The sequence below is a fragment of the Planococcus sp. CPCC 101016 genome, from assembly GCF_007859295.1.
GTDB lineage: Bacteria > Bacillota > Bacilli > Bacillales_A > Planococcaceae > Planococcus.
In genome coordinates this window covers 1,788,372-1,801,249 of the sequence record NZ_VOHB01000002.1, presented here as the reverse complement: position 1 = coordinate 1,801,249, position 12,878 = coordinate 1,788,372, and the positions used below count along the sequence as shown (strand labels likewise).

The 12,878-nt window shown below is 39.6% G+C and carries 9 protein-coding genes and 1 riboswitch; of the genes, 3 read left to right on the top strand and 6 right to left on the bottom strand.

The genetic code is table 11. From position 1 onward, the window contains the following. Positions 1-18: 18 nt before the first annotated feature. The 3 genes from FQV26_RS08480 to desB all read right to left on the bottom strand — a co-directional run bounded on the left by FQV26_RS08480 (position 19) and on the right by desB (position 6,096). Positions 19-1,659, bottom strand: a complete 1,641-nt coding sequence (locus FQV26_RS08480) for a thiamine pyrophosphate-binding protein (RefSeq protein ID WP_146557051.1) — start codon at positions 1,657-1,659, stop codon at positions 19-21. Positions 1,660-1,689: 30 nt separating this feature from the next. Beyond that, positions 1,690-4,449 carry a sensor domain-containing phosphodiesterase gene (locus tag FQV26_RS08475; RefSeq protein WP_146557050.1) on the bottom strand — a complete coding sequence of 920 codons (2,760 nt, stop codon included), beginning with the start codon at positions 4,447-4,449 and terminating at the stop codon, positions 1,690-1,692. 582 nt (positions 4,450-5,031) lie between these two features. Then, positions 5,032-6,096 carry a Delta(10) desaturase DesB gene (gene desB / locus FQV26_RS08470; protein ID WP_146557049.1) on the bottom strand — a complete coding sequence of 355 codons (1,065 nt, stop codon included), beginning with the start codon at positions 6,094-6,096 and terminating at the stop codon, positions 5,032-5,034. Between the two features lie 431 nt (positions 6,097-6,527). Here desB and FQV26_RS08465 point away from each other — a divergent pair, with 431 nt between their 5' ends. Further along, complete coding sequence (locus FQV26_RS08465) at positions 6,528-6,779, top strand: hypothetical protein (RefSeq protein ID WP_146557048.1); 252 nt, start codon at positions 6,528-6,530, stop codon at positions 6,777-6,779. Between the two features lie 279 nt (positions 6,780-7,058). Beyond that, positions 7,059-7,167, top strand: a riboswitch (SAM riboswitch). Between the two features lie 89 nt (positions 7,168-7,256). Next, on the top strand, positions 7,257-8,384 hold the full coding sequence (locus tag FQV26_RS08460) for a 5-methyltetrahydropteroyltriglutamate--homocysteine S-methyltransferase (RefSeq protein WP_146557047.1): 1,128 nt from the start codon (positions 7,257-7,259) through the stop codon (positions 8,382-8,384). A gap of 109 nt (positions 8,385-8,493) precedes the next feature. Here the strand turns inward: FQV26_RS08460 and FQV26_RS08455 are convergent, their stop codons facing one another. Further along, a complete protein-coding gene (locus FQV26_RS08455) occupies positions 8,494-9,480 on the bottom strand; it encodes an aldo/keto reductase (RefSeq protein WP_146557046.1) in 987 nt (328 codons plus the stop codon). Between the two features lie 324 nt (positions 9,481-9,804). Between FQV26_RS08455 and arr the strand changes: the two genes are divergently transcribed. Next, on the top strand, positions 9,805-10,221 hold the full coding sequence (arr, locus tag FQV26_RS08450; RefSeq protein ID WP_146557045.1) for an NAD(+)--rifampin ADP-ribosyltransferase: 417 nt from the start codon (positions 9,805-9,807) through the stop codon (positions 10,219-10,221). A 511-nt stretch (positions 10,222-10,732) separates the two neighbouring features. Here the strand turns inward: arr and FQV26_RS08440 are convergent. Together FQV26_RS08440 and FQV26_RS19085 are read right to left on the bottom strand one after the other, a co-directional pair. Beyond that, on the bottom strand, positions 10,733-11,341 hold the full coding sequence (locus FQV26_RS08440) for a GNAT family N-acetyltransferase (protein WP_146557043.1): 609 nt from the start codon (positions 11,339-11,341) through the stop codon (positions 10,733-10,735). Positions 11,342-11,641: 300 nt separating this feature from the next. Further along, complete coding sequence (locus FQV26_RS19085; RefSeq protein WP_315898439.1) at positions 11,642-12,445, bottom strand: endonuclease I family protein; 804 nt, start codon at positions 12,443-12,445, stop codon at positions 11,642-11,644. Positions 12,446-12,878 lie beyond the last annotated feature (433 nt).

Sequence of the window (12,878 nt, the reverse complement as noted above, 5' to 3'; positions counted from 1 at the left end):
GAATGGCTTCGATTATTTCTATTTTCCAAATGAAGATAGGAACTTAACTCTATCCCCCATCGGTGGAATGCTGTTATCGACTAATGCTACCTCTAAAATTGCAGGACCGTTTAAGTTTGTTAACGCATCAATCACATTTTGAGACATATCTTCCAAAGTGTCTACACGGAAACTTGAAATATTCATTGCTGCAGCCACTGCTGCAATATTAATAGGCTCCTGCTCAAAAGATGGATGTGAGCGTTTGTACTGCAACGTGTGTCCCTGGTATACCATACCCAAGCGTGCGTTATTCATAACAATGAACAAAATAGGCAAATTATATTCTTTAGCAGTCAGGATTTCCATCCCATGCATAAAGAAGCAGCCATCTCCTGTGATTGCGACTACAGGTCGATCAGGTTCAGCGAGTTTTGAGCCGATAGCTGCGCTTAGTCCACTCCCCATTGCTCCGAAATGCACATTGATATCAAATGTATCTTCTTCCAATACTTCCATGTCATGGATAACATAGGCCATAAACTCTCCTATATCAATGGTATAACGGGTAGAAGAAGGCAAGAATTCCTGCAATTTCCGCAAGACATTCCTTGTATTATATACCTCGACTGTTTCAGGCGCTGATTCTGGTTCGATTAACTTCGTATTTGTCGGTCGCTTCAGCCCTCTTGTTTTGAGTTCTTCATTTAGCGCCTTTAAACTATCGGACATGTCTCCAAGTATTGGAATGTCGACCGGATATTTTCGGTTGAAAACTGTAGAATCAAAGTCAATTTGAATCACAAATCGTCCTTTTGCCAGATTTGGGTTGTAATTACTTGTTGCTGTCTCACCTAGACTTGATCCTAGGACAAGCAACGTCTCTGCATCCCCTTCATTAACCAGCAAAGACGTTTGCTCTTTTCCGGCAAACCCAAATACGCCAGCAAATAGCCGGTGGTCTTCTCTGAAAAGCCCTTTTGCCACAGGTGTCGCGACAATTGGCCAATTGAGCAATTCTGCAAGTTCTAATACTTCAGCTACCGAATTACGCACACCTTGTCCCGCAAAGATGATCCCATTTTTCTTTTGCATCAAATGGTCAGCTACTTGTTTTACTATTGTGGGATCAATTGATGGATGCCGCTCTACTTCCAGCACCGGCATAGGCAGCTCTCCAATATTCCCCATTTGCACATCAATTGGCATCGCAACATGGACAGGACCGGGTACGCCTGAAAGTGCAATTTGTGTCGCTTTTGCAATCTCATCCAATAAATCCGCTGAATCCAACACCGTTACACTGTACTTGGTCACAGATTGAAAGATTGCCTGAGCATCGAGTTCTTGAGAAGCGTTCAATCCCATCGTACTGACCGGCACTGCCCCAGTCAGAAACAGAATCGGCAAATGCTCCCGCATCGCATTAGCAGCTCCTGTCACTAAGTTAGTACCTCCTGGTCCACTACTGCCGATGCATACACTCAGCTGCTGTGAATACTTTGCATAGGAAGCCGCCATATAAGACGCGGCTCCTTCGTGTTTTGTAACAATTGGTGTGATTTCAGGAAAATCTAAAAGTTGATCATAAAATGCATTGACCGAACCTGCAGGTATTCCAAATACGTACTTAACGCCGTTTCCCTCTAAATATTCCAAAACAGAACGAATTGCTCTCATCCCAATCCCACTCTCCCTAGTTATTGATAATTACTGTAAATAGATCCTGTTAAATTCCTCGGCTTTAATTGGTTTACTGAAGTAGTACCCTTGAATGTACCGACAGTTTTTTGATAACAGAAAATCTTTTTGTTCTTTAGTCTCGACTCCTTCTGCAATAACATCCAATTGCAGATTTTGGGCCAATGTGATAATCGTATTCGTAATGGCCGCATCTGCCTCATTCGTCATGACATCCTGAATAAACGATTTATCGATTTTCAAGGCATCAATCGGAAAGTTTTTTAAATAACCGAGTGATGAATAACCGGTTCCAAAGTCGTCGATCGCAATTTTGACACCCAAATCTTTTAATTGCTTCATTTTCTCAAGCGTAATTTCCGAATTCTGGATAATCATATTTTCCGTAAGTTCGATATGCAAATACTCGGGAGAGAGCGATGTCTCTTTCAAAATACTCTGTATCATCAGCACTAAGTCATCTTCTTCAAATTGCCGACCTGATAAATTAACAGAAATACTCATATTCATATGCCCTTTTTTCTGCCATTGCTTTAATTGATGGCAAGCAGTTATAAGCACCCATTTTCCTATGGGAACAATCAGACCGGTTTCTTCCGCAATTGGTATAAACTCTATCGGCGGAATAAGCCCTTTTTCAGGATGGTTCCACCTTAACAAGGCCTCAACTCCAATCATCCTATTCGTTTTACCATCAATCTGCGGCTGATAGTACAACACTAGTTCCTGTTGATCCAGTGCCTTATAAAGCAAGTTTTCCAGTTGAATGCTTTCTAAATTGCGATGACTCATTTTTGTTTCAAAAAAGTGCGAATTAGTTCCTGATTTCTCTTTTGATTTATACATTGCTGCATCTGCATTTTTAATCAATATTTCAGCAGAATCTCCATCCTCTGGAAACATACTGATACCGATGCTAGTTTTCATGTATATATCAAAACCTTCTAAGCAAAATGGTTCTAAAAAAGCGTTGGTGATTTGTTGAACAACTTGGGAAACATCCTGTTTACCTTGAATGTTTGGCATCACAACAGTAAATTCATCGCCTCCCTGCCGTGAAACAACTGCTCTTTTTGTGATATTACTTTTAAGTCTGTCTGCAATTTCTCTCAATAATAAATCTCCATAACTGTGCCCGAAACTGTCGTTAACCAGTTTAAAACGATCTAAATCCAAAAACAATACAGCCAGTTTCTCGCCACTTAAGCGGGCAAACTCCACTTCTTTAGTAAGCAAATCATTTAGCAGAACCCTGTTGGGAAGATTGGTCAGATTGTCATAAAAGGCTAGGTGTTTAATCTCTTTTTCCATTTTATTTCGTTCTGTAATGTCTCGAAATGTTACCACTTCACCCAGCGTCACGTTTTCATCTTTTATAGAGGAAATATTATATTCCACTGAAAAGTTAGAACCATTCTTTCGAATGAATTCTTGATTACCGACAAAAGAGTTTAATTTTGGAAGATTAGTTTTTGATTTTGAAAAAATGACACGGGAATGCTTCCCAATCAGTTCTCCTGTCTGGTAACCAAGTAGAACCTCACTTGCTGGATTGCAAAACGTAATCCTGCCGGTCAAATCCAGACCGAAGATACCTTCCCCGGCTGAATTCAAAATCAATTCCTTTTCCCGGCTTAAGTTCTTCATCTCTGCAATCACTTTTTTGAGTTCATTGTTTTTAATCATGATTTCTGAAGTCCGTTGTTCAATAATCACTTCCTGCCTCTCCATATACAAAAGGTTTGAGATTGCAGAGGCTGTGGCATCTGCAATCGACTGGGCAAGCTGCATGTCTGTTTCTGCAAAAGTCATCTTTCTTTCCTTTAGTTCCACCAATGCAAGAGCACCCAACACTTGTCCCATTGCAACAAGCGGCAACATGAACATGCCTTTTATACCGAAATTCCTGCAGATTTCCTGGTTTGGTCTAGGATCTGTCGATACTTCTGGAATCAATAAGTATTTTTTTGTTCTGATCACTTCCTGGAAAACGGCATCGTTTGTCTGGTCAATTCGGCTTTTTTGATGCATAGCCAGCCAATCCTCTTCTGTCCAGTCACTGTCGGTACTAAGATTAGCAGGTTTGATTTGTTTTTCGGCCAATGGATCAAGAAAATGAATGCCGATGTTAGAATTCTTCAATACTCTGCTTATATAAAAAAAACATACTTTTAAAACGTCTTGCATCGAAGATTTCATCGATAATTCGCGGGTAAGATCTAATAGCAACTGTTTCTCTTCCAGCAAATTCTCCTTACGAGTTAGATTGGCTGCATTGCGGATGGCCACGCCAGCCATATTTACATAAGCTTCGACTGTCTGTATTTCCTCTTCTGTCAAATTCATGGGCACACCGTAATCGAATAAAAAAACCAATCCAAACAGTTCATCTTCATAAGAAATAGGAAGTGCCAGTAATGATTGAATTTTAAATCCTTCTACAGCTCTCGGGTCAGGACGATTGTCTTTTGCTGTATCAGATATATAAATGGTTTTTTGAGTATTAATTACTTCTTTGGCGAGTAAATCAAATTCTGTGTCGATGACATGGGAATCCAAGGTTCTTCCAGCGATAAGTTTCGGCTTCCCAACATAGCCCCTGAAACTGCCATCATCTTGGGGCAAATAAATTCCAACTGAATCACAGCGAACAATTTCCTTCGATATCGCCGTGACAACTTGCTCAAGCATCTCACGTAAATCAAGTTTAGTATTGATCAGCTTTGTAATATGTGCAAGACGGGAATATCGTGTTTGTCCTTCTAACATTGAACCACTCTCCAGATGTACTATTTTGATTAATGGATTTCCCTTAGCAATACTATAAATAGTCTTATTTTCTTAATTTTAACATTTAAAACTACATCTTTGCTACTAATTTTGAAAAAACACACTATTTGTTATTCGTTAAAACTTTTCCGAGCAAACAATTAGTGGTTAACGCAAAAAATGTGTGACTTAATGATATAAAGTTAGATAAATTTAATTTTCTTGCTGGTTGCATCTGAAAGACTGTTAAGTTTTTGTAAGAAACGGTACTTATGATGGTTTTATTTTTTTGCGAAGGGCTTCAATCATAAAAATTTGGGAACTTTAAAATGTACGCTCAATTTCTTTGTTCCAAAAATCGTCCATTCTTAGATACTAAACTCTGCTAATAAAAGTAAGATATAAGTAAAAATGAATCTCATTTAATTGTTAGTTTTAAAAAAGAATGCTTTCAATTAGATTAAAAATAAGTAGACTTCGTCGTTTTAGATTTATCCTATTGAGCTATGAGCTGCCAAACAAAAAAAGGAGGTATCTTTTATCAAGATACCTCCTTCAAAACTTTATGTGTTTTATTTCTTCTTATACATTGTTAACTTTCAACGGTCGCGATTCAACGGCTTCTGGATTAAGACCATTTCCGAGTGAACCGTAAACTAATTCTGCTTGAGGATCAATTAATTCTTTTCCATTGTAATATACCCTAGGAGTCTTCCATAACGCTTTCAAAGCACTCGACATTGGCATTTCATGATAAAGACCGGGCCATTTATCTTTTATACTTTCCTTCACTAAAGGATAATATTTTGAGCTCATACTTGGGAATATGTGATGCTCTGTATGATAAGAGAAATTAAAATGCAGAACATCAATCCATTTAGGAACCGTTACCGATAAGGTGTTTGCCAGTGGATCATTGACCGGAACATGTGGATTCAATCGATGGTTAGTAGAGATATACCCCATTACAATTGCATTTGCAATTAAATGTGGAATTAAAAATATAAATAGCCAGTTTGTTATCCCTACAAAGAAAATTAGGCCTGTCCAGACGATCCAAGGCAGTAAAAACTGCATCCAAACAGCTCCTCGCTTTTCAGGCTGGAACTCTTTAACATAATTGAAAAACATTCTTGTGGAATGCAGCGTAAATAAAAAGCACAAAGAGAAAAACTCTAGAAATGCACGGACTGAAAACGGTAAGCGATAAATAACTTTCAGTGCAGGCTTTTTGTCTAGCTCTTCTTTTGTCATCCACGTATCCGGATCTTTCTCTTCATTTTGAGTATGAACATGGTGTGTCATGTTATGCCATTTACGCCATAATCTCGGACCGGTAAGAAGAGGGAAAAAGAAAACAGCTCCGAGTAAATTACGCAGACCCGCTTTTTTCACTACCGTTCCGTGCAAGATCTCATGCCCAAGAAAACCCATAGCAGCAAAGCTTGTTCCAATTACAAACGAAATGGCGATATTGGCTAGAAATGGCAAGTCGTATACCCCAATAGTCCACATTCCTGCAATTGTAATCATTAAGTAAGCCAGACCTCCAAGTAAACGGCCCGGAACCGGTTTAAATGCCTTTTTGGGCAGATGCGGCGATACCTTGGATGCATACCAGCCAAATGAGTGAAACTCTTTATTCATTTTATTTCCTCCAATTAAACTATAATACTTTTTCTATCCTACCGACAAGGCGCCTCCAAAACCAGCTCAGTTTGGCTATAATATATAATCATATTTCTAAAGAGCTCTATCACATAGTCGACCAAACAGTCGTTTATTAGGAATTAGATGTTCATAAATCACTGAAAATATCCTTATATCACCTTCCAAATGCCCCTTTGAAAGATTCAAGTAATAACCTCGAGCATTCTCCTATTTATTACTGTATACGTTCGCTCTACAAATTCATAATATTTATTTAAGCTTTTCAATATTTATTTATTGATTATGTCAATAAACCGAATATAGTTAAAAAATTTTTAGAGATTAAATACAAATAAGTAAGGGTAGAATGAAAATATGAACCTTTGTAATAAAGGGGTTAAAGAAAATAAGTTTAAGGAGGTAGAAAAATGGAACAGGAACTAGCAGTAAGCAATGACATTTTGTTTCTCGCTTTTAGGTATTCATTAAGCAGCAGTGCAGATTCAGCTGCCCTTGTCATTGACACGATCAAAGAAAATATCAAAAGTATAAAAGAATCTGATTTAAGAACTTATATCCGTGAAATACATGAGTGCAGAAATTCAAGTGTGATGACAGACGAAACAACCTGGCTTGATTTTGCAGATTATCTCCAGGATGAATTGAGGAGTCGAGAGTAATAAATTTTATATCGAATCAGTGGCTTATATAGTAGAATGCAATGTTTGACGAAGCAGGTTCGTTGATTTCAAGAAAGTTTTTGTTTTTTAAACAACGAAACTCTCAAATAGAAAATATTGGTTATTCTTGAGATTCTTTTTCAGGATTCACTTATTTAGGCGCTGGGGAACTTTAATGGAACAGATTTCAATAAATAATATATTTAAAATTTTCTTGCATTTTTTTGGAGATTGGTTTAATGTAATAAACATCAACTTACAACTAACTTAATAATTTAATTCTTATCAAGAGAGACGGAGGGACTTGGCCCTGTGATGTCTCAGCAACCGCCCTAACTATAGGACAAGGTGCTACTTCCAGTAGGCGAACAAGCCTAGAAGATAAGAAGAATGCATTTCCTTAGCGGGGCTTTCTTCTTTCTGAAGAAAGCCTCGCTTTTATTTTAAAAAACTAAAAACAGAAAGTAGGAATTAAACATGACTAACCAAACTACAGAAACAACGAAAGCGGTCAAAAAAGCACCATTCAAAGCAGATCACGTAGGAAGTTTACTTCGTCCGGAAAGCATCCATCAAGCTAGAAAAGATTTCAAAGAAGGCAAAATAACTGCAGAGCAATTAAGAGAAGTCGAAACGACGGAAATTAAGCATATCGTCGACAAACAAATCGAAGTCGGCTTGAAAGCTGTTACAGACGGTGAATTCCGTCGGACGTTCTGGCACACCGATTTCATGGCACATATCAACGGATTTGAAGGATACACACCCGAAAAAGGCTATTCATTCAAAAATGTAGAAACCGAAGCATATGACGTCCGCAATATCGGGAAAATCTCATTCAATGAAAACCATCCCTTCGTTAGCGATTTTATTGAATTCCAAGAAATTGTCGGTGGCCGCGCCATTCCGAAGTTGACGATTCCGAGCCCGAACCAATTTTTCAATCAGGGTATCCGAGACGAAAACATTTATCCGGATCTTGAGGAATATGCAAAAGATGTCATCCAAGCATACCGTGATGCTTTTAAAGCTTTCTATGAAGCTGGCGCACGCTACATACAAATTGATGATGTTTATATTGCCGGCCTGTCTTCTCCGGATATTCCGTTCAACGACGGTCAATATAACCGCGAATACCTGATTGACTTGGCACTTCGCGTCACAAACGCAGTTCTAGAAGACCAGCCGGAAGATCTTGCAGTAACGACTCACTTGTGCCGCGGCAATTATCAATCCGACTGGGCATTCGAAGGCAGCTATGCATTGATTGCACCAACCCTTTTTGCTAAAGAAAAAGTCGACGGCTTCTTCCTCGAATACGACGACGATCGTTCAGGCAGCTTTCAGCCGCTTGAACATATTCCAGCAGGCGGACCGAAAGTTGTACTCGGAGTCTTTACTTCAAAAAACGGCGAGCTCGAAGACAAAGAATTCATTAAAGCACGCGTTGCTGAAGCGGCCAAATACGTACCGCTTGAGCAGCTCTGTATCAGCCCGCAATGCGGATTTGCATCAACTCATCATGGCAATATACTGACTGAACAGCAACAATGGGATAAATTGCGGTATATCGTCGAAGTTTCCGAAGAAATTTTCGGACAATAAATTAAGAAGCAAGGACGACTCTATTGAGCCGCCTTGCTTTTTTGTTTGCAGTTAGTGGGTTTCGTTAGTTAAACCGAAACTTTTTCCGCTTTGTTATTTTGACTTCCTTTTATTTTACCGGCAACACTGCTTTAGAAGAAATGAGTCCCTTTTCTACGAGTTCCTTCCAAAAAGCAGCGGGAATGTTTGCTTGTAATGCCTGCAGGTCTTCTTTGATGCGATCAGGTCTTGTCGAACCGGTCACTACTGCTTTTACAGCAGGGTGAGCTGTTGAAAATTGCAGTGCTGCATCTTTCAGGCTTACGCCATGATTGTTTGCCACATCAGTAAATCGCTCGACTCTTTTTTTGATTTCAGGCGTGATTTCTTTATAATCAAAATGGTCTCCACCCAATAATGCACCAGAATTAAATGCGGAGCCAATCACGAGTCCCCCGTCTTTCGCTTGTGCGAGTGGCATCATCCGCTGGAGTGCTCGCTCATGCTGCAGCAACGTGTATTGTGTGGCAGATAAGCTAAGATCAGGATGAACTTCCTCAAGTTCAAGCGCCACTTCGATTGGGGTAGTCGTATTCACTCCAAGTCCCCAAGCTTTTATTACGCCTTCATCTCTGAGGCGGTCCAACACTTTAAATGCTCCTTTACGCGCTTCATCGAACTTCGTAATCCACTCATCTCCGAGAAAGTCCGGTGAGATATCGTGTACATAGACCATATCCAAACGATCTGTTTTCAGACGTTTCAAGCTGTCTTCAATCGATTTGAGCGTTCCATCCTCTGTATAATCTGTCAAGATCTTATTCTTGCGGCCGTATTCAAATAGCCCTTCTTTCTTCTCCTCTTCGTCCAGCACGATCCGCCCAACTTTTGAACTCAGCAGATAATCGTCACGCTTATAAGAAGATAATATTTCACCGAGTCTCATCTCAGCCAATCCAGCTCCATAAAAAGGAGCCGTATCAAAGTACCGGATTCCTTCATCCCATGCAGACTGGATCGTTTTCATCGCTTCTTCCTCCGGAACCTTTCGGAACATATTGCCGAGAGGAGCTGTACCCAGACCTAGCTTATTTTTGATCGTCAGTTCATTTTTCATTTACAAACACCTCTTTTAGATAGTTGAATTCGTTAAAACCCACATAAATATCTACCCTCTGTGAATTTGAATAAACGAAGTGGATGCAAGCCGGTGACAGAAAATTTTACATTTGAACGCATAAAAAAGCCTAATATCTCATTATCAACAGCGAGAAATTAGGTTTTGAAGCTTTAAGATATATGTATAAAGAGTTATTTGGTCGAAACTCTTTCTCTACTTCTATTATACGACTAATCTCAGTTTTTTTATAGACTACTCTTTCCAAAATTCCTGTCCTATACTGTTACAGACGACGATATTAACCGAGGAGGCAGATCTGTTATGCATGACAAAAAAGACGTATTAGATCAAGGTCCTTTCTTTCATGGAACAAAAGCAGAATTGAAGATTGGCGATGCGCTGGAGCCTCAACACCTGTCCAATTACCAAGATAAAAAATCCAATTATATCTATTTCACGGCGACCTTGGAAGCTGCAAAATGGGGTGCTGAATTAGCAGCTTCCCAAGCAAAAGAGAGAATCTATATCGTAGAACCAGTAGGTGATTTTGAAAACGATCCAAATTTAACCGATAAGCGATTTCCCGGAAACCCAACCCGCTCCTACAGATCCCAATCACCGCTAAAAATCATTGCTGAATTAGGAACGTGGGAGAGGCATTCCGACGAAGAAATCAATCACATGCTTTCATCTTTAAAAAGTTTGCGTGAACAAGGAAAGGCCATTATACTGGATTGATGAAGAAAATATTACTATTTGCCCATACTTCTGAACCGATTTAAACTGCCCTCATCGAAACAAATCGTTTCGATGAGGGCAGTTTTCTACTAGACACAAAGCACTTTTAAAATGATGCGATTTCAAAGAACCGTATAATCACCGAAAATTACATGTGCTTCTCTAAATTTTTTATTTTTTTTAAATCAAAATAAAATAGAAATGACACGATGAAATAATAAACAAGAATTATAACAAGTGCGGTATTGAACCACTTCCAATTCCCTCGAAAATAATCAAAAATAAATGAAACGGCAATAAAAACGGTTGGATAAATTAAAAATTGATTCACATAATTCTTTAGTATATTCAAGTCCTGCTCCTTCTATTGGCCTGGAATCATTTAGCTGCTATTAACCTATTTCTTATACAAGTAAGTTGAACTTATCACATTTATCATACAGGTTAAGATTTAAATTAGTATTCGTTTGAAATAACTTGGTCTTTTTACCAATCGACTTTTATAAGGAGTTTACCCTCTAATGAGTAATTTCTGCCTGCTCTCTAACCAATTTGATTTTTTTAATACATAGTGATTGTAGAGTTCAAGATCAATCGTTTGCTGACCTTGTTTGGTGAATCCGCATTTTTCTATAACTTTATTTGATGAAACATTGCTCACTAAAGCTACCGCGTTGAGAATCTCTAAATCTGTGTGTGTAAACAAATAATCAATTATTCCCTGGGAAGCTTTTGTGGCATATCCTTTCTTTTGGAAGTCACTTGAAATGGCATATATAATTTCTCTGTTTGGCGAAGGCAATTCCTCTTTGATGCCTGTACAGCACCAACCAATAAATTCATTCGTATTCTTGAGAAATACCCCTAATTTCAAAAAATGACCGTCGACATGTGATTTCGATGCAACCGCTTTAAGAAACGCTTGATTTTCTGGTATTTCATAATTAATCAACCAAGTAAGCCTTTGTTCTTTCGTTGATCTCCAGTCTGGCAGAAAATTAAAAATTTCAGGTTGGTTGGAAATTCGGTAAATTTGTTCGGCATCCTTAACGGAAAACTCTTGAAGGTAGAATTCTTCACACTCTATTTTAAATAAACTCTCCGACGTATTAGGCTCCATCATATTCCCTCTCATCATTCATATTTTTCGCTATCAAGTTTCTTCTTTCATACCTGGTAATGGGCTTCAAGAAACTTATCGACTTTCGCAAATTTACATAGAGCAAGCACTTAAGGTGGATTTCTTCATAATAAACTGTTCGGTACAATACACTTTATAAAGCCAAAAGGAAGAGATGATGCTCAACTATTAGCATTTTCTCTCTCTTTTGATATATTCTTTAATTTTACCCATGAACTGTCATATGCAAATTTTGTTTTGTTTATGTGTCTAGCACAGAAACAAAGTACGAACAACTGCTTACCAAATCGATTCGGCCCATTCCGGATGGTCGATAAACGGGTTGCGGTTGCCTTGGATATTTTCAATCTTTTCGTTGCGCTGCTGTTCCCAAGCGCTGACAGGATCTTGCGCATGCCACTCCAGCAAAACGGAAATCTTGCCGTGGTAAGGCGTTGAACCATTATTCACAAGGTTGTTCAGTTCTAAGTCCACCGGATCATCTGACTCATAACGGACTGCCATGTAAAACAGCATACGGGCCACATCGCCTTTTACCTCATCCGGTGGCTCCCAAGAAGTAGCTGTGCGCAAGCAGCCATCGCAGCCGCTCACGGAAGTTCCGCCGTAATCAAAGTCCAGGTTGCCCCGCAGTCCGTTCACTTGTACATCGGTCGGGCGCAAATGGTGGATATCGGTCCCCGCTCCCATCGCTGTGCCGAAGCCGCCATGAGACTTCGCCCATGTGTGCTCGCGGTTCCAGTCTCCAACATTTCCGCCATTCAAAGATTTTGAACGCGACTCTCCGCTATACAACAAGAGGACGTTATTCGGGTTGTTCGGGTCTTCATCCGTTATCTTCAATGCGTCCCACACTTGCGAATAACTCAGTTGCTGGTGGTTATCAATGATTTCATTGAGCTCTGCTTTCAACGCTGCCCCCTGCAAACCATTCGCTGTTTCATAATATTCATCTGAGGGTGGAGCTTCTGTAGACACAGTCACTGAAAATGACTGGGTGATGCTTTGATTGCCATCGCTTGCTGTTACGCCTACAATATGGGATCCTTCTGGCAAGTTGAGTGTCAATGTCGATTCGGATATCGTTCCTTTGGTCGTTGAAAATGATAGGCTCTGCCCTTCAGGATCGGAGAAATATTCAGTCAGGTCATACTGTAAGCTACCACCTGTCCATACGTGTTCGCCAGCAAACACTTTCGTTGCTATTGGCGCCTTGTTTTCCTTCGGCAAATGAGGGGAAGAGACAGGTGCTCCATCAGAACTGTAGAAGCGGATCGCCTCATAGTCTGCTCCGTTGATATAATCGATTTTCTGGATGTTTTCAGCTCCTCTGATTTCAGAAACGTTCTTGCCATCCACCACCACTTGCTTTACGTCAATTCCGGTAAAATCAAAAATTGATTCCTCACGAGCAGGGGTTAATATCACCTTCACGTCTTCGAATCCAGAACCATGGAATTCTCCGTACTTCCCTTTTACATAGACGCCATCTGAAATTGATGCTTTTCCATCCAAC